Below are 23,083 nucleotides of genomic sequence, written 5' to 3'. Positions count from 1 at the left end.
GCGCTCCGGCGCGACCCTTCCGCACATTGAGGGGTACGGAAATGACGACGACCACCGCCGAGCGAGCACGCGAGCTGACCGAGGCACGCCGGCCTTTCGTGCACGCGACAGTGGTCCGTGCGCAGGAGCCGACCTCGGCCCGGGCCGGCGACGACGCGGTGATCCTGGCCGACGGGTCCATCGAGGGCTTCGTCGGCGGGGTCTGCGCGGAGACGTCGGTGCGCGCCGCTGCCATGGAGTCGCTGCGTGACGGCAACACCGTGCTGCTGCGGGTCCTGCCGGAGGACGAGGCCGGCTTCCCGGAGACGCCCGGCGCGCTCGTCGTAGTCAACCCCTGCCACTCCGGCGGGGCGATCGAGATCTTTCTGCGCCCGGTGCTGCCGAAACCACTCGTCGCGGTGGCCGGCTCCACCCCGATCGGTGCGGCCGTCACCGAACTCGCCGCGTTTCTCGACTTCGATATCTCGCCGTCCGGCGCCTATGCTGGCGTGACTGCGGCTGTCGTGGCCGGGCTCGGCCGCGACGAGGAACGCGCCATCCGCGGTGCGCTGGACGCCGGTGTCGGCCTGATCGCGCTGGTCGCCAGCCACAAGCGGGCGGCCGTGGTGCTCGACGCCATGGAGCTGAGCGAGGACGAGCGGGAGCGGATCCGCCCGCACGCCGGGCTCGACATCGGTGCCCGTACCCCCAAGGAGATCGCGCTCGCGATCATGGGGGAGATCGTCCGGGAGCTGCGGGTCGGCGGCCTCGCCGCCTCGTCGAGGTCGACGAGCGGCCACCCGGCCATGCACGGCGAGTCCGCCGCCCTGGCCAAAGCCGAACCGGAACTCGTGGCCGGCCCGACGTTGCCCGTCGGGCCGATCACCCTTGAGGCGCCGGCCGCCACCGCGATCGACCCCATCTGTGGCATGACCGTGGTGATCGGACCAGAGACGCCGCACGGCGTCGTGGACGGCGAGGACTACTGGTTCTGCTGCCCCGGCTGTCTGAAGAAGTTCACCGCGGCGCGATGACGGTCACCGGGCTGGTACTGGCCGGCGGCGGCTCACGGCGGCTCGGCGAGCCCAAGCAGCTGCTGCCGTTCCGCGGCCGCACTCTGCTCGACGCCACCCTCGACATGGCCCGTGCCTGCGGCTTTGACGAAATTCTGGTCACCCTGGGCGGTTCGGCCGAGGCCGTCCGTGCCCAGGTCGACTTCGCTGGGGTACGGGTGATCGACAACCCTGATTTCGGATCGGGCTGTGGTTCATCGATCAGCTCGGCCGTCCCGTTCCTGACCGAAACCGATCGCCTCGTCCTGCTCCTCGGCGACCAGCCCGGCATCCAGCCCGCCGCCGTACGCCGTCTCTGCGCGGCACCGACACCCCTGGGCGTCTGCCGCTATGCCGACGGTCTCGGCCACCCGTTCCTGTTCCACCGCGAGGTCTTCGGCGAACTGGCGAACCTGCACGGCGACAAGGCGGTCTGGAAACTGCTGCACTCCGGTCGCTACCCGGTGACCGAAGTGGACGCCGAGGGTACGGTGCCGATCGATGTGGATACCCGGAAAGACTACGAGCGGCTGCTGAGGTCCAGTGAACAATCCTGAAGAGGTCGCCGAGCGGCTGGACGCGGTGAACTACCTGGTCGACGACGGCCTCGCCATGGCGATCTTCCTGTCCATCCGGCTCGGCAAGCCGCTGCTGCTCGAAGGCGAGCCCGGCGTCGGCAAGACGGCCGCCGCCAAGGCACTCGCCCAGGCCCTGGACACCCCGTTCATCCGCCTGCAGTGTTACGAGGGACTGACCGCCGGCGAAGCACTCTACGAGTGGAACTACCAGCGTCAGCTGCTGCACATCCGGCTCGCCGAGGCACAGGGCGCCACGCTTGCCGACGCCGACCTGTTCACCGCCGACTTCCTCCAGGAACGGCCGATCCTGCGCGCGGTACGCCACGCCGGCCCCACCCCGCCGGTGCTGCTGATCGACGAGATCGACCGGGCCGACGACGAGTTCGAGGCGCTGCTCTTCGAGTTCCTCGGCGAAGCCGCGATCACCATCCCGGAACTGGGCACGTTCGCCGCGACCCGGCCGCCGATCGTGGTGCTCACCTCGAACCGCAGCCGCGACCTGCACGACGCGCTGCGCCGCCGCTGCCTGTACCACTGGATCGAGTTCCCGGCCGCCGAGCGCGCCGCCACCATCGTGCGCCGGTCGGTGCCGGGCGCGTCGGCGCCGCTGATCCGCAACGCGACCGAGTTCATCGGCAAGGTCCGCCGGCTCGATTTGGACAAGGCGCCCGGCCTCGCCGAAACCATCGACTGGGTGTCCGCCCTGGCCGCGCTCGGCGTCACCGAGCTGGCCGACGCGGACGTCCTGCGAACCATCGGCACCATCGCCAAGACCCCCGACGACCGTGACCTGGTCGCCGGAGCCGTTCACCAGGAGACCCGCTCATGAAGCTGAACAACGAGTTCGTCGTGCACACCCCGATCGACCGGGCCTGGCAGGTGCTCACCGACCTGGAAGGCATCGCGCCGTGCATGCCCGGCGCCCAGCTCACCGGCGTCGACGGCGAGGTCTACAAGGGCCGGGTGAAGGTCAAGGTCGGTCCGGTGATCTCCGACTTCGCGGGTACGGCGCAGTTCACCTCCAAGGACGACGCCGCCTACCGCGCAGTGATCGACGCGAAGGGCCGGGACGCGCGCTCGGCCGGCAACGCCGCGGCCGTGGTGACCGCCTGGCTCACCCCGGCGGGCGACGACAGCACCCAGGTCAACGTCGAGACCGACCTGAAGATCAGCGGCAAGCTGGCCCAGTTCGGCAGCGGCATGATCAAAGAGGTGTCCGGCAAGCTGCTGACCCAGTTCGTCACGAACCTGGAGAAGAAGCTCGCCAACGACGAGACACCCGCCGCCGAGCCTGCCCCTGAGCCCGTGGTGGCATCCGCGACCGCGGAGTCCGTCGCGCCGGAAACGGCTGTCTCGGCCGCCGCCGTGGAGACCGCGCCGGCCACCGCGGCCGCCCTCGGCGAGGTCGCTCCCGGCACTGCTGCGTCCGAGACCTCGGTGACCGCCCCGGCAGTGCCGGACCCCTCCGCCGGTGAGGTGGAACCGGCCGCCGGTCGCACCACGACCGCCGAGGGCACCCCGGAGCCGATCGCCCCGCTCAACGTCCCGCCGGCCAACCTGGAGAAAACCGCGACCGGCGAGCGGACGATCGAGCCTGCCGTGAGTACCGAGCCTGCCGTGAGTACCGAGCCTGCCGTGAGTACCGAGCCTGCCGTGAGTACCGAGCCTGCCGCGAGTACCGAGCGGAAGATCGAGTCGGCGGAGCCGGAAGCCCTTGACCTGCTGGAGGTGGCGGGCACCTCGATCTACAAGCGGGCCATCCCGGTCGTCATCGGCGTGGCTGTGGTCGCCGCCGTGATCGTCTGGGCTGTCGCCCGGCCCTGATCCCGTTGTCCGCCGCTGACTCCCCGGTGCTGCTGCGCGGCGCCGACCGGGCCGCGTTCGCCGTCGCGTTCGTGGCCCGGCTGCGCCGTGCCGGGCTGGCCTGCGGGATCACCGAGACCGACGACCTGGTCCGGGCCCTCGCCGCCAGCCCGCCGACGGCACGGCACACGCTGTACTGGACCGCCCGGGTCGCCCTGGTCCGCCGGCACAGCGACCTTGCCGTGTTCGACGAGGTCTTCGCGGCCGTGTTCGACGACGTCGTTTCGCTGCCGCTGAACCGGACGGCCGGCCAGCCGAACCGGCACGACGACGGTGTGCACGTCAAGGTTCCGGCCGGTGGGGACGGCACCGCCGCTGGTGAGGGGTTGCCGTGGGCGACGCTGCCGCCGGCCGTGTCCGCCGGCGACACCGGGGAGGACTCCGGCCTGCTCGTGCCCGAACTACGCCCCAGCGACCTGGCCGGGCTCGCCGAACGGCCCTTCGAGGAGCTCGACGAGGGCCAGATCCGGGCGCTCGGCGACGACCTGCGCGCCGCGTTGCAGCGCTGGCCGCAGCGGCGCACCCGCAAATACGCCGTGCATCGGGCCGGCCGCCGGGTGGCGTTGCGGCCGACCATCGCCCGCGCCCGGCGTACCGGCTGGGAAGCGATCACGGTGGTCCGCCAGCGGCAGGTACGCGAACCCCGGCGGGTCGTGCTGATCTGCGACGTCAGCGAGTCGATGCGGGCGCAGGCCGCCGCGTACCTGCAGATGATGCGAGCGTTCGCGCTGGTCGCCGATGCCGAGGTGTTCGCGTTCGCCACCACGCTGACCCGGCTCACCCCGGTGCTGCGGCACGCCTCGGCGGCCGACGCGGTCGATCAGGCGAGCGCGGCGGTCACCGACCGGTTCGGCGGGACCCGGATCGCCTCGAACCTGCGGGCGGTGCTCGACTCGCACCACGGTAACGCCCTGCGCGGCGGCATCGTGATCATCGCGTCGGACGGGTGGGACAGCGATCCGCCGGAGATGATGGCTGCGGTGATGGCACGGATGCGCCGTCGTGCGTACAAAATGGTCTGGCTCAATCCTCGCGCCGGCGCGCCTGGCTTCACCCCGCGCGTGGCGGCCATGGCCGCCGCCTTGCCGTTCTGCGACCGGCTGATGCCGGCCGCGACCTTCGCCGATCTGACCGGCGCGCTCGCGGAGATCAGCTCCAGAGCGTGACGTGCACCGGCGGGCTCGCGGAGGTCAGCTCCAGAGCGTGACGTGCACCGGCGGGCTCGCGGAGATCAGCTCCAGAGCGTGACGTGCACCGACGGGCGGAACCGGGTCTTGTTGATGCCGGTGCCGCGCATCATCGCCTGGATCGCCCGCGGCGTGGAGGCGAACCGGGCCAGCTCACCGGCGGCCGACGGGGTGCCCGGCTCGGCCAGGGTGATCGAGTGCCAGACCTCCTCAAGGCTGGCGTGCGATCCGCAGAAACTCACCAGGTGTCCCTTGCGGACCTCCGGCGCGACAGTGAACGACAACGCCGCCGCGACGCCCCGTCCCCGTTTCGCCTCCTCCACCGCGGCCGCGTGGCTCTGGAAGATCTGCTGCCGGTCGTCGGGAATGCCGAGCCGGCGCACCAGCGTGCGAATCGCGCCGCTGTCGGCCACCGCGGACGGGCCCAGCAGCCAGGTCTGCTCGCGCAGCTGACGCAGCGTGGGCTGGGTGCCGGCCAGCGGATGATCCGGCGAGGCGACCGTGACGACCCGGTAGTACATGACCGGGCGGCACACCACCGCCGGATCGGCGGTGGCCGGCGGCGGGCCCAGCGCGATGTCGATGGTCCGCTCCACCAGGGCCTCGACGAACGAGCCCGGATTGCGGACGCTGAGCTCCAGGTCGAGGTCGGCGGCACGGTTCGCGAACAGCTCGATCAGGCCTGGCGCGGCGTGCTCGGCGAACAGGCTCGACGCGCCTGCCCGCAGCAGTCGGCGGCCCTGGCCGGCCGAACTCACCTCCAGAACCGTGATGTCCTGCAGGCCGAGCATCTCGGTGGCCCGGCTGGCCAGCCGCAGGCCACCCGGGGTGAAGGTGAGGCCGCCGGCGGCACGGGAGAACAGCTGGTCGCCGAGCTCCTTGCGCAACTGGCCTATGTGCAGGGAGACCGCTGACTCGGAGACCTCCAGCTGGGCAGCGGCCAGCTTGACCGAGCCGAAGCGGACCACGGCGGAATAAGCGCGCAACTGGGTGGGGGTCACGGCCCGGAAATCCCCCTATGGAGTAATGGGAAGCTCACTCGCAATCTATCGCGATCACGCCGCGTCGGCTGCACACGTCGCACATGCTGGCGATCTCACCGATGCGTGATCATGGTCGGCGATCGTAGTCTGTGCCCCGCATTCGCCGGTCCACAGCCCGTATTCGCCGGTCCACAGCCGTATTCGCCGGTCCACAGCCCGTATTCGCCGGTCCACAGCCCGTATTCGCCGAGAAGGGAACGAGCACACATGCCCAGCTTCCAGGCCACCGACGGTGTCGAGATCTACTACCAGACGTGGGAGGGAAGTTCGTCACAGCCGCCCGTCCTGCTGCACCACGGTTTCATCGCGAACGGGGTGACCAACTGGGTCCTGCCCGGCGTGGTCGACGCACTGACCGCCGCCGGCCGCCGCGTCGTGGCGATCGACGCCCGAGGACACGGCCGCTCCGGGAAGCCGCACGACCCGTCGTTCTACGGCGAGGTACGGATGTCCGACGACCTGATCACCCTGATGGACCTGCTCGGCGAGCCGGCCGTCGACCTGGTCGGCTACTCGATGGGCGCGATCGTCTCGTTGATCACCGCGACCCGGGACACCCGGATCCGGCGCCTGGTGATCGGCGGGGTCGGCGCGGCGGTGGTGGAGCTCGGTGGTGTCGACACCCGGGTGATCGGCCCGGAACCGCTGCGTGAGGCCCTCGGCGCCGAGGATCCGGCGACGATCAGCAACCCGGCGGCGGCCGGCTTCCGCGCCTTCATCGACGCGGTCGGCGGCGACCGGGCCGCCCTCACCGCGCAGGCCGCCCGAATGCACGCGGACCCGATCCCGCTCGACACGATCACCGTGCCGACGCTGCTGGTGGTCGGCCGCGACGACGTGCTCGCGGCCCGGCCGGAGGTGCTGGCGAAGGCGATCCCGGGCGCCCAGCTGACCGTCATCGACGGCGACCACCTGGGCGCGGTCCGAGAGCCGGCCTTCTCCCCAGCCGTCGTCGACTTCCTCTCCTGACCACGGCCCCGCCCACCTCGCCCGCCCCGCCCGCTTGGTCTGGCCTGCTTGGTCTGGCCTGCTTGGTCTGGCCTGCTTGGTCTGGCCTGCTTGGTCTGGCCTGCTTGGACTGGCCACGCTCGGTCTCGCCTCGCGCAGCTCTTCCCGCCGCGCTCGGCTTGATCGGCTTGATCGAGTCGGGCGCGGCGGTTGAGATCTTGTGAGTTTGTGGCTGGCATGGCGGCACAAGCTCACGAGTTTCGAGAGAGGTTCTCGATCTTGTGGACTTCCCCGAACCGTTTCGGGGAAGTCCACAAGATCGGAGGCGGGGGCGCACGGAAGTGCCACTCGGCGGTGACGAGGGCTCATGGAAGCGCCACTCGGCGGTGATGAGGGCTCACGTAGTCGGTGCGTGTGCTCGCGTCTCGGCTATCGCGTGGTTGAAGCCGCACCGAGCGGTTCCGTGTGACCCCGTCCACGCCGCTGCCCAGGACTTCGCAGCACCCCGAGGGCTTTGATCAAACCAGCGCACTCGAACCGCTCGCCCCGGGCGGCCAGCGCACACCAGCCGCTCGCGCAACGGCGGTGAGCGCACGCGCAACCTGTTCGTGTGCGCTCACCGTTCTCCCGGAGGCGGTGAAGTACGGCCTCCAGCGGACAAGCAGGAGCGGCGCGGTTGAACGCCGCCCCTGCCCCGGACCGCTCGTCAGGGTCGTAACGGCGTGCACACCAGCTTGCCGTCGACCACGCGGCATCCTGCCTGGTAGCCATGCGAGTACAACCCCGCACCCACCCACCGGTAACCCACTGCCGACTCCCGTTGCGGCGTCACCGGTACGAAGTTCGCGGCGTCGTCCGTGCTGCCGGTGCCGTCGTAGCGGGCCACCTTCGGGTACGGGAACACCGGCCGGGAGCGGCTGCCGTTCGTGGCGATCACCGCGCCGGGGGAGGTGCCCTTCTCGACCCAGTTCAGCATCGGGGTGAGGATGTCGAAGCTGTTCGGCCCGAGCCCGGCCGAGCAGTGCGCCAGCCCGGGGAACAGGTAGAGCCGGGCGAACCCGGACGGCTTGATGCTGTCGTAGTACTGCAATGTGGCCTGCGGCGAGATGTGCTGGTCCGACCAGCCGTGCCAGAGCAGCAGCTTCCCGCCGGAGGCGCGGAACCGGCGCAGATCCGGGTCGGTGGCGGACAGGTAGTCCGAGGTCCGGACCGTCTTCCAGAACGACGCCACGGTGAACTTCAGGTCGCTGAGCTGATAGTCCGGGTCAGCGACATTCCGGTACGCGAGATAGCGCAGGAACGACAGCGCGATGTTCTCACTGAACGTCACCTGACCCTGTGCCGCCGGCACGAACAGCGTCCAGTCCAGTTCGGAGCCCCACTCGTGGGAGATCTCCTGCTCAAGCCGGTTGCCGTGCCCGTCGGTCGCGCCGTCGTGCAGCTTGCGGACGACGGCGGCCTCGGCCCGGGTCAGGCATGCCGTGGCATCGTCACAGATCAGCGACCCCGGGTCGAACCGGCAGTTCCGCGGATCGTCGAGCACCCCGTCGACCAGGCCGTCGATCCCGTCGCAGCGAGCCATCACCGCTGCGTGGATCAGCGGCAGCTTTCCGGCGAGCAGGATGTACTTCCCGTCGGCATCCTTGTTGGCGAGCACGTTCCACGCGTGGTGGAAGGTGTTCTGCACGACCAGGTTGTTCGCGGGTGCCCCGGCGATGATTCCGTCGAAGTCGTCCGGGTACCGCTGGGCCTCCATGAGCGCCTCGCGCCCGCCGTCCGAGCAGCCGCTGAAGTAGCTGTACGCCGGCGCCCGCCCGTAGAACCGCTGGATCACCGCCTTGGCGACCTGCGCCGTGACGTGCACCCCGCGATACGCGAAGTCGATGAGCGCCTGCGGATTGCCGGCGGCCCACGAGCCGTCGTTCTGTCCCTGGTGCCCCATGTCGGTGGTGGCGCTGGCGATGGTGCCGTCCGCGATCGGCGCGCAGGACGCCGCCTGGGTGTAGTTGATCCGCGCCGACCCGCAGAGCCCGCCGCATCCGGTCTGCAGGTAACGCCGCGTCCAGCCGTTGACCGGCAACCGCATGACGATGGTGTTCGCCGGGGCGATCGTGCCCTCGACGGAGCAGTAGGGCGCGGGTGCGCCCTCACTGCTCACCGTCGCGGACTTCCAGGTGACGCCGGGCAGCGTGATCGAGGTGACCTCGGAGCACTCCATGACCGGTTTGAGGGGTTGCGACGGTCGAGGACTGGCAACCGCCGGTGCCGGGGCCAGGAGAAGGGTGAGGAGGGTGATTGTTAGCAATCTTGCTGAGGACATGCGACATCTCCCTGTTCCACAGTGAGTTGTTGCAGCGATGTGTCGCAAACGATAAGACTCGATGTCCCTGTAAACAAGATGGCTAGCAATATTGTCAACAATCAGAAAACCGATTCGACCGGCTCCTGGCGACTTACGGTCCAGTGTGTTGATTTGGGGTGCGATCCGCACCCCATGTCGACACGCAGGCCGCAGAACGACTGCTCGTGTCGACGGCAGGTCCGAATCGCACCCCAAATCAACACAGCGGGACCCCGTGCGGCGGCTTGCGAAGGCGCCGGTTTGAGGGGGCGCCGGTTTGCGAAGGCGCCGGTTTGCGGGGGCGCCGGCTTACGGCACGCCAGCTTGCCGGGGCGCCGGCTCATTCGGCCGGCTGGCTGTCACTGCTGTCTCCGGGCGCGCGAGACAGCAGTGACAGCCAGCCGGATCACGATCCGATCAACGCGCCGGGACCGGCTCGGCGAGCGGAGGCGACACCGGGGCACCGCGGCCGGCCAGGCCTGCCAGCAGCACGAAGATCGTGGCGAGCATCGCCGTGACGGCGAAGGCCGTGAAACCCCACCCCTGGTTGTTGCTGGCGACCAGCTGGCCGCCCAGCCACGGGCCGAACACCGCGCCGAAGCGCCCGATGCCGGCGGTCGAGCCGACGGCCGTGGCCCGGTTCGCGGTGCTGTACCGGGCGGTCACCGCGGCGTACACCATGGTCTGCGCGCTGAAGAGGAAGACGCCGGCCAGGAAGACGATCAGGTACGTGACGGCGAGCGGCGTACGCACACCGAGCAGGTAGACACCGACCGCCGTGAGAGCGAACCACACCGCCGCGACCCGGACCGCGCCGAAACGGTCGGCGACCCGGCCGGCGACGAGCATGCCGACGATGCCACCCAGGTTGATCACGATGAGGAAGGCCAGCGCCGAGCCGAGGTCGTACCCCTCGGCGCGCATCATGGTCGGCAGCCAGGTGTTGACGCCGTAGACCAGCAGCAGGCCGCCGAACGAGGTGCACCAGAACAGCACTGTCTGCTTCCATCGGCCGGCGGCGAACAACAGCGACAGCGACGAACGACCCATCGACGAGTGAGCCGGCGCGGCGGCGGGCACCTCGACGCCGTACCGCACGGCCATCGCCGTGGCGTCGCCGGTCCGGCCCCGGGCGACCAGGAAGCTCAGCGACTCCGGGAGGAAGCGCGCCACCAGCGGGACCGCGATGAACAGCGGAAGAACGCCGATCCAGTACGCCGCCCGCCACCCGAACGAATCGAGCAGCCACAGCCCGAGTGTCGCCGCGAGGATGCCGCCGGCCTGGTGCGCGGTCATCAACGAGCCGATCATCAGGTTGCGCCGGCCGGCCGGCGCGAACTCGGCGACCATGGTGAGCGCGATCGGCAGCAGGCCGCCGAGGCCGAGGCCGGCGACGAAGCGGCCGAGGCCGAAGACGCCCAGCGTGGGCGCCGCCGCGCAGGCGCCGGAGGCCAGCGAGAAGATCACCGTGCTCGCGATGATCATTTTCTTGCGGCCGATCCGGTCGGTCAGCGGCCCGGATGCGAGAGCACCGAGCAGCATGCCGAAGGTCGCGTAACTGCCGAGACTGCCGGCCGCCGCGGGGGTCAGGCCGAGCTCCGGATCGTCGAGCATGCCGGGCAGCACAGCGCCGTAGATGAACAGGTCGACGCCGTCGAAGAGCACGACGAGCCAGCAGATGGCGACGACGATTCCGGCGAGGCGGCCGGTCCGTGGCGAAGCGGACATCGGTGGTTCCTCTCAAGGGGGCGAGCGAACGTGGTGCGCGTCACCGGGATCGTGCTCGTTGTCACCATTATTGTCAACAATCAGTTTCCGACGTCTTGCCAGCTCATGTCGGAGGCTAGATCAAGAAGCTGTGATTGTTGACAATGGCGATCGATGTGTCGCGGTGCCTGGCCAGCGGTCACGGCGGGCGAGCGGGGCGGCGCGGTAATCTACCGGTCACCGGACTAGCGGGTCGGCACACCAGCGACGGGAAGTACATGTCTGCGGAGAAGAACCTCACCGGGGTGCGACGGCCCCGCCGGACGGACGACGGGAAGGACAAGGCCACCGCCCGCGACGACTTGCGCACAGCGATCCTGTCGGGTGAGTACATGCCGGGTGAGCGGCTCGTCGAGGCTCAGCTGATCGAGCGCTTCGGCGTGAGCCGGTTCAACATCCGGCTGGCCCTGCAGGACCTCTCCGGCGAGGGCCTTGTCGAGATCCAGCGCAACCGCGGCGCTCAGGTACGCAAGATCAGCCTCGCCGAGACCATCGAGATCACCCAGGTCCGGATGGTGCTCGAAGGCCTCGTGGCGGCGCAGGCCGCGGAACGGGTCACCGACTCCGACGCCAGCGAGCTCGACGAGATCGGGCTGCTGATGCGCCGTGCCGTCGAGTCCGGCGAGTTCCGCCGTTACAGCGATCTGAACGTGCGGCTGCACGCCCTGGTCCGCACGATCGCCGGGCACGCCACGGCCGACCGGCTGATCGACACGCTGCGCGCGCAGCTGGCCCGGCACCAGTTCATGCTCTCCCTGCTGCCCGGCCGGCCGCTCGCCTCGCTGCCGCAGCACGAGCGCATCATCACGGCCATCCGCGACCGCGATCCGCAGGCCGCCGAGTCGGCGATGCGTGACCACATCGCCAGCGTCATCGAGGTGCTGCGCTCCCTCGAAGACCCCGGAATGATGCAGTAACAGTCAGGCCCACTCCGCCTCGGCGATCGGCGGAGTCCCGTGCGTGTGGAACGTCTCGATGGTCTTGAGGCCCCACGCCTGACCCTTCGCGCGCTCCGCCTCGGTCCAGGTGATCACCTCGTGGTCCGGGGCGAGCAGCAGCCGGGCGCCGGCGTTGCACAGCTCGATCCGGTTGCCGCCGGGCTCCCAGACGTACAGGAAGAACGTCTGCTGGATGGCGTGCTTGTGCGGCCCGGTCTCGATGTGCACGCCGGCCTCGAGGAACACGTCGGCGGCGCGCAGAATGTCCTCGCGGGTGTCGGTCGCGAACGCCACGTGATGCAGCCGGCCCTTGGTGCCGGTCCAGTCACGGGTGTAGACGACGTCGTAGGACTTGTCGGAGAACGTGTACCAGACCGCGGCCTTCACGCCGGTGTCCAGCACGATCTGCTCGCTGGCCCGGCCGGTCAGCGCGCCCGAGACGAAATCCTCGTTGAGCGGCACGTCCTGGGCCAGGAAGTTGACGTGGTCCAGCCGCCGCACGTTGGAGCCGCGCCCGGGGAAACGCGCGGCCTGGTTCTTCAGCGACGGCCGGGTCGCGTCCGAGGCCACGTACCGCTCGGTGTCGTAGTAGACGCCGAACGGATGCCCGTCCGGGTCGGTGAAGTGGAAGACCGGACCGTAGGCCGATTCGTCAGTGCTCCACCCCTCGCCGAAGCCGGCCGCCGTGATGGCCTCCACCCGCCGGGCCAGGGCCTCCGGGCTGCGTGCCCGCAACCAGGTCCGCCCGATGCCGGAGGTGTTCCCGCCGGTGACCTTGACGCTGAACTTCTCGTAGTCGTCCCAGGCGTGCAGGTAAGCGCTGTTGCCGCGCCGCTCGACGACCTCCATCGCCATCTGGTCGGTGAAGAACCGGACCGTGTCGTCGAGAGTGGGCGTGAGCAGCTCCACCGCCGAGACGTGGGCGATGTCGCGGAGTTTTTCAGCCATGGGAGATGACCCCTTCTTCAGTGAGCCGGGGATGAACCCGCCCCTCCATGATCAGACGGGCGGTGCTGACGATGGCCGACGTGCCGGCATCGAGATCGATCACCACGTCGGTGAACCCGGTCGGATGCTCGATCCGGAGGGTGTTCCCCGGCGAGTCGGAGGAGAACTCAGCGGAGGCCACGCTCCCCGGCAGCGCCACCGCCGTGCCGACGGTCACCGCCGCGAGCACCCCGATCTGCGTATGGACGCGATGCGGGATGAACATCCGCGTGCTCAGCGCGCCACCCTTCGCGGGCGGCGAGATCAAACACATCTTGGGTACGGTCGAAGAGCTGACGTCGCCGAGACCCATCAGCTTGCCGGCCGCGATGCGCAGCTCCTCGACCCGCCGGCGCAGGCGGCCGTCGGCTTCCAGCTGGGCCGGAGTCTCGTAACCGGTGACGCCGAGCGAGCGGGCGGTCATCACGACCACCGGCATCCCGTTGTCGATGAGGGTGGCCGGTGTGCCGTCCAGGTCGTCCACGGCGTTCCCGGTCGGCAGCAGCGATCCGGCGACCGAACCGGCGGTGTCCTGGAACTCGACGAGCAGCCGGGCGGCCGTCCCGGGAACCCCACTGATCGCGGTGTCCCCGGCGTAGACCGGCCGGCCGTCCCGGGTCGGCACGTGGACGGTCGCCAGCGCGCCGGTGTTGACCATGCGGACGCGTACCCTCGTGGTCTCGCCGGAGGCGCTGACAAGCGCGCGCTCGATCGCGAAGGGCCCGACCCCGGCGAGGATGTTGCCGCAGGGCTGTTCGGCGCTGACCCGGGGCTGGTCCACCTGGACCTGCAGGAAGAGGTAATCGACGTCGGCGTCCGGATCGTCGGAGGCGCTGATCACGGCGACCTTGCTGGTCAGCGGGTGACCGCCGCCGATGCCGTCGATCTGGCGCGGGTCGGGCGAGCCCATGATCCGCAGCAGGAGATCATCTCGCTCGTCGTCCTGAGCCGGCAGATCGGACTTCAGGAAATAGGCGCCCTTGGACGTGCCGCCACGCATGATCAGGACGGGGACGCTCACGGCTCGTCCACGTAGACGACGCCGAGTTCGGCCAGCAGGGGCCGTAGCTGGTACATGTCCAGGCCGAGTTCGCCGGCCGCGAGACGTTCCCGCTTGGACTCCTCGTTGGCGGTCCGTTTCCGGGCCGCCTCCAGAACCTCGGCCGCGCGCTCGTGCGCGACCACCACCACGCCGTCGTCGTCGGCGATCACCGCGTCACCCGGGTTGATCACCTGACCGCCGACCACGATCGGCACGTTCACCGAACCGGGGCTGGCCTTCACGGTGCCCTGCGTGCTGATCGCCCGGGACCAGACCGGGAAGCCCATCTCGCGCAGCTCGGCGACGTCCCGGACGCCGGCGTCGAGGATCACGCCGATCGCGCCGCGCGCCCGCAGCGAGGTGGCGAGCAGGTCGCCGAGCATCCCGTCGGTCGACGGCGAGGTCGTCGTGATCACCACGATGTCACCGGGCCGGACCTGTTCGACGGCGGCGTGGATCATCAGGTTGTCGCCGGGGTGGCAGGAGACGGTGACCGCCGAGCCGGCTCGCCGGACGCCGGATTGAATCGGCGTGATCGCTGGGCCGATCGCGCCGCGCCGGCCGTCCGCCTCGTGGACCGTGGAGGAGCCGGCCTCGGCAAGACCCTCCAGGATCTCGGACGGGACCCGCTTGGACGTGCGGACGACCACGTGGCGGCTCATGACAGCTCCTGGGTGACCTGCGGGTAGAGCCGCATGTACGCCTCGCCGTAGGTGTCGTTCGGCAGCCCCAGGTTCGGCCCGGAGTTGCGGGCCGCCTGCAGACCGCGCCGCGAGCCCAGGTCGGTGTAGTACGTGTGCAGGTGCTTCTGCGCCGCGAGGATCTGCATGGCCTCACGCTTGCGCTCCCACACCGGGGTGATGTCGAGCAGCACGTTCGGGATGAAGCCGCACTGCTCGGGCTGGTGCGGCTCGAAGCAGAAGACCGGGGGAGCGCCGATCACCTCGCCGGGCCCCTGGACACCGGGCGCCTGCGCGAGGATCCGGGCCTTGAGCGCGAGAGCGTGCGCGAAGGCGTGGTCACCGTTGTACGGGTCGGCGGCGGCATGGGTCAGCACGACGGACGGCTGCACCTCGCGGTACAGGTCGATCAGCCCCTGCAACAGTTCCGGCGTCTCCACCAGCGGATAGTCGTTCGCGTCGAAGAAGCGGATCTCGGCGCCGAGCACCTTGGCGGCCTGCTCGGCCTCGTCACGACGGTGGGCCTTGACCTGGTCGAGGGAGTAACCCTTGCGCCACAGCGAGGCGGACTCACCGCGCTCACCGAAGCTCATGCAGCCGATCACCACCCGCTGTCCGCGGGAGGCGGCCAGGGCGATCGCGCCGCCGGCACGCCAGACGAAGTCGCCGGGGTGTGCGGTGAGTACCAGGGTGGATTCGGTCATCACGTGTTCCCATCCGAATTTCTGACAAGATTGTCAACAATCCCCGAGCTGGGGGCGTTCCTGTTACGCGGGAGTTGCCAGCCAGCGTAGGCTAGCGTGGTCGGCGAAACAATTGTTGACAATCCTGTCGCCGCATGGGAACACTCGGGATCATGAAGCTGGCGTCCGTGGAGGTTGGGCATGACCGTGATCGCTGTGCTGGGCCTGGGTGAGGCCGGCAGTCTCATCGCCGCCGACCTGGTCGCCGCGGGTGCGTCGGTCCAGGCGTATGACCCCAAAGTCGCTACATCCGCAGTGGGTGTGACGCTGAAAACCACTGATGCCGAGGCCTGCGAGGGCGCCGACGTCGTGCTGAGCGTGAACAGCGCGGCCGACGCGGAGCAGGCGCTGCGCGATGCGCTGCCGTCGCTGAAGCCCGGCGCGATCTGGGCCGACCTCAACACCGCGACGCCGGCCCTGAAGGAACGCCTCGCCGCGTCCTGGGAGAGGGCGGTCGACGTCGCCCTGATGTCCCCGGTGCCCGGCCGCGGCCTGCGCACCCCGATGACGATGAGCGGCCCGGCCGCGGGGGAGCTCGCCGAGATCCTGGGCGGATACGGCGCCGACGTGACCGTGCTGGACGGACCGGCCGGCGCGGCCGCCACCCGCAAGCTGCTGCGCAGCGTCTTCTACAAGGGGATGGCCGCCGCGGTGGTCGAGGCCCTGGAAGCCGCCAAGGTGGCCGGCCTGGAGGAGTGGCTCCGGGGCAACATCACCACCGAGCTGATCCGCAGCAACGCCGACACCCTGGATCGGCTGGTCGACGGCTCGCGCAAGCACGCCGTCCGCCGCCGCCACGAGATGGCGGCGGCCGCTGAGCTCCTCGGCGACCTGGGCGTGCCGGCCCGGGTCGCCGAGGCCAGTCGCGACTGGCTCGGCGATCTCATCGATGAAAAGACTGAGCAACCTTTTCAGCGCTGCAAGACACTGAGGGGTATCCCCCACCGAAAGGCGATCCCCCGTGAAAGCGCGCAAGCTCCTGCTGACCGCCGTGACCGCTCTCGTCGCGGCGTCGGCCAGCATCTACGGCCTGAAGATGGCCGACGCCGCCACCTATCCCAATCCCGGCCCGATCACCGGTTCGACGTTCGCCCACGACCCGACGATGATCAAGCGGCCGACCGGCGGTTACCTGCTCGGGTACACCTCGCCCGGCATCGGCCTCAAGACCTCCTCGGACCGCACCAACTTCGTTGACGCGGGCAAGGCCTTCCCCAGCGGCACGCCGTGGGCCGACGCGTACACCGCGAGCGACAAGAACCTGTGGGCGCCGGACATCAGTTACGTCGGCGGCAAGTACCTGATGTACTACTCGGCCTCCACGTTCGGCTCCAGCAAGTCGGCGATCTTCCTGGCCGGCAGCACGACCGGCGCGGCCGGCACCTGGACCAACTACGGCAAGGTCGTCGAGTCCACCGCCACCAGCGGATACAACGCGATCGACCCGAACCTGATCGTCACGTCCTCGGGTGAGTGGTGGCTGAGCTTCGGCTCGTTCTGGAGCGGCATCAAGCTCGTCAAGCTGAACGCGTCGACCGGCAAGCTGGCCGACAGCACCATCCGCCCGATCGCTGAGCGGTTCGTGAACAGCAAGTCGATCGAGGCGCCGGTCATCTTCGAGCGCAACGGGTACTTCTACCTGTTCGTGGCGTTCGACCTGTGCTGCAAGGGCGCGTCCAGCACGTACCGCGTCATGGTCGGCCGCTCCAAGAGCATCACCGGCCCGTACGCCGACAAGGCCGGCACCGCGATGACCGCCGGTGGCGGCAGCGAGATCCTGGCCTCGCACGACGCGGTTTACGGCCCCGGGCACCCGGCGGTTTTCCAGGACGGCTCGCAGACCGTGCTGGCGTACCACTACTACCAGGCGAGCGGTGACGCCAAGCTCGGCATCAACCTGCTCGGCTGGGACTCGTCGAACTGGCCGTACGTCTACTGATCCCGGTCCGCCAGGGCATCGGCGGCCAACTCCAGCAGGTCCTCGCCGATCGGCAGCGGCGCTGGGTCGAGGCAGCGCTCCAGGAGCAGCTCGACCAGCGCCGCCCGGTCGACGATCTGGTTCTCGTCGATCATGCCGGGGAGGATGCGGACCTCTACGGTGTCGCGTACGAAATCGTCCTTGAGAAGCTGGGTGAGGTTGACGTCGAAGAACTTGCTGAGCCCGCCCGCGTGCGCGGCCTGGCGCAGTTCGTCGATTGTCGGGTTTTCCGGATTTTTTGTGAGGGAGACCAGTGCTTCCGGGAGCGGCGCCAGACGGCGACATGCCGGATTTGTTCCCAGTAAAGCTCGCAGCTCCTCGCGGTAGAACGCGAACAGCCGCACCAGATTCGACAGCGCCGGGGCAGAGCGGAACGGGCCGCCATCCAGATGCATATGCACCGCTGCCTCGTGCGGGATCGTGAACCCCAGCTCCCGGGCCGGCCCGAGCAATTCGGCGAGCGCCTCACGATGGCCCGACGCCAGCGGGGGAGTGATCACCTCGCAGGGCCGTTCCCGCTCACCCGGCAGCGGCGCGGCCAGCGCGATCGTCGCCCCGGCCGCGTCGTTCAGGCGGAAGACCTGCCCGTGCTGCTTGACCTCGGTGCCCCACAGTTTCGCGACGGAATCCAGGGCGACCGGCAGCGGGGACGCGGGATCACACTGGGCGGCCAGCAACCGCAGCAGCCGCCCGTCGTCGGTGAGGAGGCGGAACCAGCCGGGAACGGCCGGCGCCCGCTGATCCAGGCCGTTCAGCAGCGTCACGTCGTCGACGAGTGTGCAGAGCAGTGAGCCGTCGTCCCGGCGTACCTCGAAGCCCTGGGTCAGATGCAGGAACCGGCCCAGGCCCGGGACCAGCGACGGCTCACTGTCGTGGTGCCAGATGGGCCGGACGCTGCCCCCACAGCGCCCGGCCACGTCGAACGCGAGGGTGCGCCGGCTGACACCGGGCGGCGCCATCAGCTCGATCTCGAAGCCGATCCGCCGGCGCAAACGCTCGGTCATGGGTTGCTGTCTCTCACGGCTGGAAGGGCAGCGTCTCGCCGGCCAGCAGTTTCTTGCCGGCGGCGACCTTGGCGGCGAAGACGTCGTCGAGTTTCCACAGCTTCGCGAGCTTCACCGCGTCCTCACGGTCGTACCCGGCCTCGAAGAACGCTGTCGCCTGCAAGCCCGACTGGAACTCCGCTGCCTGCTTCTTGTCGGCCTTCACACCCGGCAGCTTCTCGCCGGCGAGCAGGCGCTTGCCGCCCTCGACCTTCGCCTCGTAGGGGTCGTCGAGTTTCCACAGCTCCGCGAGTTTCTCGGCGTCCTCCCAGTCGTACCCGGCGCCGAAGTAGGCGTCGAGCCGCTTCTGCACCTCCGGGTCGACGGTCGGGTCGATCATCGGGTCGCCCGACGGCCCCGCCGACGGCTCACCCGGAACCGGCTGGACCGGCAGCGTCTCGCCGAGCAGCAGTCGCCGGCCGGCCTCGGCCTTGACCGCGCCGATGTTCTCCGGGCTCATCTGCCACAGCCCGGCCAGCTCAACGGCCTCGTTGTAGCTGTAGCCGGCACCGAAGAAGGCCTCCCACCGCTCCAGCAGCTCTTTCTCCGAGGCGGAGGGGTCCGGCTCAGGTGACGCCGGTGCTCCGGCGGGCAGCCCGGCCACCGGCACGCTCTGCGGTCCGGCCGGCAGGATGGCGGGCAGGTTCGCGACGCCCGCGATCAGGCCGGCGCTGAGCACCGCGCCGCCGGCGGCCTGCGCGCCCCGGAGGCGCCACCGCCGCTTGCGGGCGAGTTCCTCGACCCGGGCGTACACCAAAGCCGGGTCGGGTGTCTCGTTCTCGTGGGTCTGGAAGGCTTCGCGCAGCCGGTCAGCGTGCAGGGTCACGACCACTCCTCGGCGTGGATCCGTTGTCTCTGTTCTTGTTCTTCTTGCTGTTCGAGACGCAGTGTCCGCAGCGCTTTCGAAGCCTGGCTGCGAACCGTAGCGGGAGTGCATCCGAGCAGGTCAGCGATGGTCTCATCGTCGATCTGCTCGTAGTAGCGCAGCACCAGCACGGCCCTCTGCTTACGGCCCAGCAGCGACAGCCGGTTCCACAACGCGTCCGCCTCGACCACGGTGTTCGCGTGATCGCCCACGCCACCCCGGGCAGCGTCCAGCTCCGCGAGCCGCTCACCGGCGGCATGCACGTTCCGGAACGCCCAGCTGCGCCGCCACGACAGGTACTCGTTGAGCACCATCCGGCGCACATAGGCGTCCGGCGAGTCCGAACCACTGATCCGCCGCCACTTGACCTGGGCACGAGCCAGCACTTCCTGCACCACATCCTGCGCGAGGTCGCGGTCGCCGGTGAGGACGACCGCGTACCGCAGCAGGCTGGGAAGGCGGGCCACCGCGAATTGCTCGAAGGTCACACCTATATCGACGCGCGACGGGACCGTTCCGTGCACTCGTTCACAGAAAAACTTTCTTCGGTACGCGTGACCGAGGCTCAGCGGCGGCCGCGAAGAACGGAACGGGCCACCAGGAACGCGGCCAGCAGCACGAGCTGCCCACCGGCGACGATCGCGTTCACGTTGACGGCCGGACGCCACGTGACACTGCCATCCTTGATCACATAAACGCCGGCCGGCCGGGCCGAGAACCCGAACCCGCCCCCGGAGCCCTCGCCCTGAGGCCGTTCCGCACCGTCGGCGGTGCTTTCCGCGTCTCCGGCCGGTGCGGTCCCGCTGCCGGAACCACCCCCGCCACCGCCGGAGACGATCGCCACCGGAATCACGGTGACACCGTCCTGCTCGACCGGCGTACCGAAGACCCGCCCGGCCGCGGCCGCACCGGTGCCTTCCCGCGCCTGAGCAAGAATGTCGCTGCTGTCAGTCCTGGGAGCCATTGACGTACCCCTTCGCCGCAAAGCCTTTTCGACCCACCCAGCCTGCCCCCAAGGGTCAAGCCCTCGCAGCCCCGCACCCCCACGCGTGTCGAGTTCGGGCGCGATACGCACCTGAAATCAACACGCGGTTGGTGGCTCCGGTCAGGGTGGTGGGGCTGTGCTGGCCCGGGGGATCAGGGTGGTGGGCACCAGGTCGGTGCCGGGTGGGGTGGGTTCCTGATGGATCTGGTCGAGGAGCAGGTGGACGCAGCGGCGGCCCACCTCGGCGAAATCCTGGTGAACCGTGGTCAGCGGCGGAAGGTAGGACGACGCGTCGGCTATGTCGTCGAAGCCGACGACGCTGACCTCGGCCGGGACCTGGCGGCCTGACTCGTGCAGGGCTCGCAGCACGCCCAGGGCCATCTGGTCGTTTGCCGCGAAGATCGCTGTGCAGGACGGGTCGGCGGCCAGGCGCAGGCCGGCGTGGTACCCGGAGTCGGCGGACCAGTCGCCTCGTTCCACGACGGGGACCGGGCGGCCGGACTCCTCCAGGGCCGTGCGCCAGGCGCCGGTACGGCGTTCGGCCGCGTACGACTCGGCGGGGCCGGCCACGTGGTGGACGGTGTGGTGGCCGAGGTCGAGCAGGTGGCGGACGGCCTGGCGGGCGCCGTCGGCCTGGTCGGTGTCGACGACGGGGTACCGGTCGCCGGCGTCCGAGTCGACCACCACGACGTGCACGCCGGGCGGCAGGGTCACCGCGGCCGCGTCCAGCAGGTGCACCTCGATGATCAGGATGACGCCGTCGACGGCCAGCTCGCCCATCCTGGTGAAGGCGCCGAGCACGTTGTCCTGGGTGGGCATGCCGACCGGGATCAGGGTGATCGCGTAACCCTCGGCGGCGGCGTGGGTGGCGATGGCCTCGACGGTCCGGCTGTTGCCGGTGGACGCCAGGCCGAAAAGGATCACGCCGATGGTGTTGAAGCGGCCGTATCGCAGGGAGCGGGCCGCGCTGTTCGGCCGGTAGCCCAGCTCGCGCATCGCGGCGAGCACCTGCTCGCGGGTGGACTCGACGACGCCGGCCTGGCCGTTGGCGACGCGGGAGACGGTCTGTGAGGAGACGCCGGCGAGGCGGGCCACGTCGGCCATCGAGACGCGCTGCTTGCGACGCCCGCCGGGGACGTCCGAGCCGGCGCGGAGCCGCTGAGCTTCGATGGTGACTCCTTGACCGTGCTGGTGACCCATGCCACTATACGGCCACCCGTTTACGTAAACATTCTGACACCCGCACGAAATTGTTAACGTAAACATCCGTGGAAGGAGGGCAGTGTTGACCCGGCGTACGTGGATCGGCTGGCAGTTCACCGGTCCGTTCCTGGCAGTCTTCGCCTTGGTCTTCCTGGCCCCGATCGGCTACTCGGCGTACCTCAGCCTCTTTCGCAACAGGCTCGTCGGCGGCACCGTCTTCGTGGGGCTGGAGAACTACACCAAGGCCTTCACCGACCCGCAGTTCTGGGAGGCGGTGACCCGCGTCGGGATCTTCCTGGTCGTCCAGGTCCCGGTGATGCTGTTCCTGGCGCTGCTGTGCGCCCTCGCGATCGACAGCGGACGACTGTACGGCGCCGCGTTCTTCCGGATCTCGATCTTCCTGCCGTACGCGGTGCCCGCCGTCGTGGCCGCCCTGATGTGGGGCTTCATGTACGGCACCCGGATCGGCCTGGTCGGCAACATCAACGACGCGTTCGGCGTCACGCTGCCCGACCCGCTCGCACCCGGCCTGATCCTCACCTCGATCGGCAACATCGTGACCTGGGAGTTCGTCGGCTACAACATGATCATCCTGTACTCCGGCCTGAAGGTGATCGACACCGCGCTGTACGAGGCGGCGGCGATCGACGGGGCCGGCCAGTTCCGGATCGTCCGGGCGATCAAGTTGCCGGCGCTGCGCGGGCCGATCGTCGTCGCGACCATCTTCTCGATCATCGGCAGTTTCCAGCTCTTCAACGAGCCGCAGATCCTGGACACCCTCGCGCCGAACTCGATCACCACGTACTTCACCCCGAACGTGTACGCGTACCAGCTGTCGTTCGGCGGCCAGCAGATCAACTACTCGGCCACCATTGCTCTGATCATGGGCGTACTGACGATGGTCGTCGCCTATGTGTTCCAGCGCCGCAGTCTGAAAGGGGCGCTGTGATGGCCCTGGCTCCACCGAAGCTTCGTCCGGGCGTACGCAAGGCATCTGATCCTGCAGTGGAGAAACGGAAGCCACGGAGCCTGGCCCTGACGCTGATCATGGGCATCGCGCTGGTCTACAGCCTGCTGCCGCTGATCTGGCTGACGATCAGCGCCACCAAGAGCCAGGAGGGCCTGTTCGGCTCGTTCGGCCTGTGGTTCGCCGATGACTTCTCGCTGTTCGGCAACATCTCCGACACCTTCACCTACCAGGACGGCGTCTACGGCCGCTGGTTGCTGAACACCTTCTTCTACGTGCTGGTGGGCGCGGGCGGGGCGACGCTGCTGGCGGCGCTTGCCGGGTACGGTCTCGCGAAGTTCGATTTCGCCGGCCGGAAAGTCGTGTTCGCCCTGGTCCTCGGGGGTGTGGCGGTTCCGCCGACGGCGCTGGCGGTGCCGACGTTCCTGATGTTCGCGAAGCTCGGGCTGACCGACACCCCGTGGGCCGTGATCATTCCGACGCTGGTCTCGCCGTTCGGCCTCTACTTGATGTGGACGTACTCGCGGGACTCGGTGCCGGACGAGATCCTTGAGTCCGCCCGGGTCGACGGCGCCGGCGAGTTCACGAGTTTCTTCTCGCTCGCGCTGCCGCTGCTGGCACCCGGCATCGTCACGGTCCTGCTCTTCAACACCGTGATGACCTGGAACAACTTCTTCCTCCCGCTGATCATGCTGAAGGACGCCGACCTCTATCCGCTCACCGTGGGCCTCTACTCCTGGAGCGAGCAGGCCACCACGGCCGGCGGCGACGTCGTCTTCAACCTCGTGATCACCGGTTCGCTGCTCACGATCATTCCCCTAATCGTGGCGTTCCTGCTGCTCCAGCGCTATTGGCAGTCGGGATTGGCCGCAGGAAGCGTCAAGCAATGAATCC

Annotated in this window: 23 protein-coding genes; 11 read left to right on the top strand and 12 right to left on the bottom strand. The window is 69.3% G+C overall.

Translation table 11 applies throughout. The features are described from left to right. Positions 1–41: 41 nt before the first annotated feature. From ACQP2E_RS26905 to ACQP2E_RS26885, 5 genes are read left to right on the top strand one after another with little or no spacing between them, the layout of a single operon-like run. Positions 42–1,013: an XdhC family protein gene (locus ACQP2E_RS26905; RefSeq protein ID WP_433825731.1), complete on the top strand. Its 972-nt coding sequence runs from the start codon at positions 42–44 to the stop codon at positions 1,011–1,013. Next, entirely contained in the window at positions 1,010–1,588 is a 579-nt protein-coding gene (locus ACQP2E_RS26900; RefSeq protein WP_433825730.1) for a nucleotidyltransferase family protein, read from the top strand. The genes ACQP2E_RS26905 and ACQP2E_RS26900 overlap by 4 nt, the downstream gene beginning before the upstream one ends. Next, a complete protein-coding gene (locus ACQP2E_RS26895) occupies positions 1,575–2,438 on the top strand; it encodes an AAA family ATPase (RefSeq protein WP_433825729.1) in 864 nt (287 codons plus the stop codon). The genes ACQP2E_RS26900 and ACQP2E_RS26895 overlap by 14 nt, the downstream gene beginning before the upstream one ends. Beyond that, positions 2,435–3,433, top strand: a complete 999-nt coding sequence (locus tag ACQP2E_RS26890; RefSeq protein ID WP_433825728.1) for an SRPBCC domain-containing protein — start codon at positions 2,435–2,437, stop codon at positions 3,431–3,433. The genes ACQP2E_RS26895 and ACQP2E_RS26890 overlap by 4 nt, the downstream gene beginning before the upstream one ends. Positions 3,434–3,438: 5 nt before the next feature. After that, the gene (locus ACQP2E_RS26885) at positions 3,439–4,638 is read left to right on the top strand and encodes a vWA domain-containing protein (RefSeq protein ID WP_433825727.1); all 1,200 of its coding nucleotides are present in this window, start codon (positions 3,439–3,441) and stop codon (positions 4,636–4,638) included. A 65-nt stretch (positions 4,639–4,703) separates the two neighbouring features. Here the strand turns inward: ACQP2E_RS26885 and ACQP2E_RS26880 are convergent, their stop codons facing one another. After that, positions 4,704–5,660, bottom strand: coding sequence for a LysR family transcriptional regulator (locus ACQP2E_RS26880; protein ID WP_433825726.1), 957 nt, complete (start codon positions 5,658–5,660; stop codon positions 4,704–4,706). Positions 5,661–5,909: 249 nt separating this feature from the next. On the opposite strand from ACQP2E_RS26880, the gene ACQP2E_RS26875 reads away from it, so the two are divergent. After that, entirely contained in the window at positions 5,910–6,671 is a 762-nt protein-coding gene (locus ACQP2E_RS26875; RefSeq protein ID WP_433825725.1) for an alpha/beta fold hydrolase, read from the top strand. A gap of 685 nt (positions 6,672–7,356) precedes the next feature. Here ACQP2E_RS26875 and ACQP2E_RS26870 read toward each other — a convergent pair. Next, complete coding sequence (locus ACQP2E_RS26870; protein ID WP_433825724.1) at positions 7,357–8,868, bottom strand: tannase/feruloyl esterase family alpha/beta hydrolase; 1,512 nt, start codon at positions 8,866–8,868, stop codon at positions 7,357–7,359. 540 nt (positions 8,869–9,408) lie between these two features. Next, positions 9,409–10,719 carry an MFS transporter gene (locus tag ACQP2E_RS26865; protein WP_433825723.1) on the bottom strand — a complete coding sequence of 437 codons (1,311 nt, stop codon included), beginning with the start codon at positions 10,717–10,719 and terminating at the stop codon, positions 9,409–9,411. Positions 10,720–10,976: 257 nt separating this feature from the next. Between ACQP2E_RS26865 and ACQP2E_RS26860 the strand changes: the two genes are divergently transcribed. Beyond that, positions 10,977–11,675, top strand: coding sequence for a GntR family transcriptional regulator (locus ACQP2E_RS26860; RefSeq protein ID WP_433825722.1), 699 nt, complete (start codon positions 10,977–10,979; stop codon positions 11,673–11,675). Between the two features lie 3 nt (positions 11,676–11,678). Here ACQP2E_RS26860 and ACQP2E_RS26855 read toward each other — a convergent pair whose 3' ends face one another. From ACQP2E_RS26855 to ACQP2E_RS26840, 4 genes are read right to left on the bottom strand one after another with little or no spacing between them, the layout of a single operon-like run. Then, positions 11,679–12,644: a VOC family protein gene (locus tag ACQP2E_RS26855; RefSeq protein WP_433825721.1), complete on the bottom strand. Its 966-nt coding sequence runs from the start codon at positions 12,642–12,644 to the stop codon at positions 11,679–11,681. After that, a complete protein-coding gene (locus tag ACQP2E_RS26850; RefSeq protein ID WP_433825720.1) occupies positions 12,637–13,704 on the bottom strand; it encodes a 4-oxalomesaconate tautomerase in 1,068 nt (355 codons plus the stop codon). The genes ACQP2E_RS26855 and ACQP2E_RS26850 overlap by 8 nt, the downstream gene beginning before the upstream one ends. Next, positions 13,701–14,387: a 4-carboxy-4-hydroxy-2-oxoadipate aldolase/oxaloacetate decarboxylase gene (locus ACQP2E_RS26845; protein ID WP_433825719.1), complete on the bottom strand. Its 687-nt coding sequence runs from the start codon at positions 14,385–14,387 to the stop codon at positions 13,701–13,703. Before ACQP2E_RS26845 ends, ACQP2E_RS26850 begins: the two co-directional genes overlap by 4 nt. After that, entirely contained in the window at positions 14,384–15,109 is a 726-nt protein-coding gene (locus ACQP2E_RS26840) for a PIG-L deacetylase family protein (protein WP_433825718.1), read from the bottom strand. The genes ACQP2E_RS26845 and ACQP2E_RS26840 overlap by 4 nt, the downstream gene beginning before the upstream one ends. Positions 15,110–15,289: 180 nt before the next feature. Here ACQP2E_RS26840 and ACQP2E_RS26835 point away from each other — a divergent pair, with 180 nt between their 5' ends. Next, positions 15,290–16,345, top strand: a complete 1,056-nt coding sequence (locus ACQP2E_RS26835; RefSeq protein WP_433825717.1) for a DUF1932 domain-containing protein — start codon at positions 15,290–15,292, stop codon at positions 16,343–16,345. Further along, a complete protein-coding gene (locus ACQP2E_RS26830; protein ID WP_433825716.1) occupies positions 16,254–17,087 on the top strand; it encodes an arabinan endo-1,5-alpha-L-arabinosidase in 834 nt (277 codons plus the stop codon). Before ACQP2E_RS26835 ends, ACQP2E_RS26830 begins: the two co-directional genes overlap by 92 nt. Here ACQP2E_RS26830 and ACQP2E_RS26825 read toward each other — a convergent pair. The 5 genes from ACQP2E_RS26825 to ACQP2E_RS26805 all read right to left on the bottom strand — a co-directional run bounded on the left by ACQP2E_RS26825 (position 17,081) and on the right by ACQP2E_RS26805 (position 21,123). Beyond that, the gene (locus tag ACQP2E_RS26825; RefSeq protein ID WP_433825715.1) at positions 17,081–18,130 is read right to left on the bottom strand and encodes an amidoligase family protein; all 1,050 of its coding nucleotides are present in this window, start codon (positions 18,128–18,130) and stop codon (positions 17,081–17,083) included. The genes ACQP2E_RS26830 and ACQP2E_RS26825 overlap by 7 nt on opposite strands. A gap of 13 nt (positions 18,131–18,143) precedes the next feature. Then, a complete protein-coding gene (locus tag ACQP2E_RS26820) occupies positions 18,144–18,995 on the bottom strand; it encodes a hypothetical protein (RefSeq protein WP_433825714.1) in 852 nt (283 codons plus the stop codon). Then, complete coding sequence (locus ACQP2E_RS26815) at positions 18,992–19,522, bottom strand: SigE family RNA polymerase sigma factor (RefSeq protein WP_433825713.1); 531 nt, start codon at positions 19,520–19,522, stop codon at positions 18,992–18,994. Before ACQP2E_RS26815 ends, ACQP2E_RS26820 begins: the two co-directional genes overlap by 4 nt. Before the next feature lie 77 nt (positions 19,523–19,599). Continuing rightward, positions 19,600–19,998 carry a spore germination protein GerW family protein gene (locus tag ACQP2E_RS26810; protein WP_433825712.1) on the bottom strand — a complete coding sequence of 133 codons (399 nt, stop codon included), beginning with the start codon at positions 19,996–19,998 and terminating at the stop codon, positions 19,600–19,602. Between the two features lie 141 nt (positions 19,999–20,139). Continuing rightward, positions 20,140–21,123 carry a LacI family DNA-binding transcriptional regulator gene (locus ACQP2E_RS26805; protein ID WP_433834064.1) on the bottom strand — a complete coding sequence of 328 codons (984 nt, stop codon included), beginning with the start codon at positions 21,121–21,123 and terminating at the stop codon, positions 20,140–20,142. Positions 21,124–21,301: 178 nt separating this feature from the next. On the opposite strand from ACQP2E_RS26805, the gene ACQP2E_RS26800 reads away from it, so the two are divergent. Beyond that, positions 21,302–22,171 (top strand): carbohydrate ABC transporter permease, encoded by an 870-nt coding sequence (locus ACQP2E_RS26800; RefSeq protein WP_433825711.1) that lies wholly within the window; start codon positions 21,302–21,304, stop codon positions 22,169–22,171. A gap of 98 nt (positions 22,172–22,269) precedes the next feature. Beyond that, positions 22,270–23,079: a carbohydrate ABC transporter permease gene (locus ACQP2E_RS26795; RefSeq protein WP_433834062.1), complete on the top strand. Its 810-nt coding sequence runs from the start codon at positions 22,270–22,272 to the stop codon at positions 23,077–23,079. Positions 23,080–23,083 lie beyond the last annotated feature (4 nt).

The sequence above is a fragment of the Actinoplanes sp. CA-015351 genome (assembly GCF_050955685.1).
Taxonomy (GTDB): Bacteria; Actinomycetota; Actinomycetes; order Mycobacteriales; family Micromonosporaceae; genus Actinoplanes.
The sequence above is the reverse complement of the archived record's forward strand: the minus strand, read 5'-3'. Positions and strand labels throughout refer to the sequence as shown.

What these genes read in the sequence shown, in the direction of transcription:
- ACQP2E_RS26905 (WP_433825731.1), top strand. Translation starts at nt 42, where the DNA reads ATGACGACGACCACCGCCGAGCGAGCACGCGAGCTGACCGAGGCACGC.
- ACQP2E_RS26900 (WP_433825730.1), top strand. Translation starts at nt 1,010, where the DNA reads ATGACGGTCACCGGGCTGGTACTGGCCGGCGGCGGCTCACGGCGGCTC.
- ACQP2E_RS26890 (WP_433825728.1), top strand. Translation starts at nt 2,435, where the DNA reads ATGAAGCTGAACAACGAGTTCGTCGTGCACACCCCGATCGACCGGGCC.
- ACQP2E_RS26875 (WP_433825725.1), top strand. Translation starts at nt 5,910, where the DNA reads ATGCCCAGCTTCCAGGCCACCGACGGTGTCGAGATCTACTACCAGACG.
- ACQP2E_RS26870 (WP_433825724.1), bottom strand. Translation starts at nt 8,868, where the DNA reads ATGGAGTGCTCCGAGGTCACCTCGATCACGCTGCCCGGCGTCACCTGG.
- ACQP2E_RS26865 (WP_433825723.1), bottom strand. Translation starts at nt 10,719, where the DNA reads ATGTCCGCTTCGCCACGGACCGGCCGCCTCGCCGGAATCGTCGTCGCC.
- ACQP2E_RS26860 (WP_433825722.1), top strand. Translation starts at nt 10,977, where the DNA reads ATGTCTGCGGAGAAGAACCTCACCGGGGTGCGACGGCCCCGCCGGACG.
- ACQP2E_RS26855 (WP_433825721.1), bottom strand. Translation starts at nt 12,644, where the DNA reads ATGGCTGAAAAACTCCGCGACATCGCCCACGTCTCGGCGGTGGAGCTG.
- ACQP2E_RS26845 (WP_433825719.1), bottom strand. Translation starts at nt 14,387, where the DNA reads ATGAGCCGCCACGTGGTCGTCCGCACGTCCAAGCGGGTCCCGTCCGAG.
- ACQP2E_RS26840 (WP_433825718.1), bottom strand. Translation starts at nt 15,109, where the DNA reads ATGACCGAATCCACCCTGGTACTCACCGCACACCCCGGCGACTTCGTC.
- ACQP2E_RS26835 (WP_433825717.1), top strand. Translation starts at nt 15,290, where the DNA reads ATGACCGTGATCGCTGTGCTGGGCCTGGGTGAGGCCGGCAGTCTCATC.
- ACQP2E_RS26830 (WP_433825716.1), top strand. Translation starts at nt 16,254, where the DNA reads ATGATCAAGCGGCCGACCGGCGGTTACCTGCTCGGGTACACCTCGCCC.
- ACQP2E_RS26825 (WP_433825715.1), bottom strand. Translation starts at nt 18,130, where the DNA reads ATGACCGAGCGTTTGCGCCGGCGGATCGGCTTCGAGATCGAGCTGATG.
- ACQP2E_RS26810 (WP_433825712.1), bottom strand. Translation starts at nt 19,998, where the DNA reads ATGGCTCCCAGGACTGACAGCAGCGACATTCTTGCTCAGGCGCGGGAA.
- ACQP2E_RS26805 (WP_433834064.1), bottom strand. Translation starts at nt 21,123, where the DNA reads ATGGCCGACGTGGCCCGCCTCGCCGGCGTCTCCTCACAGACCGTCTCC.
- ACQP2E_RS26795 (WP_433834062.1), top strand. Translation starts at nt 22,270, where the DNA reads ATGGGCATCGCGCTGGTCTACAGCCTGCTGCCGCTGATCTGGCTGACG.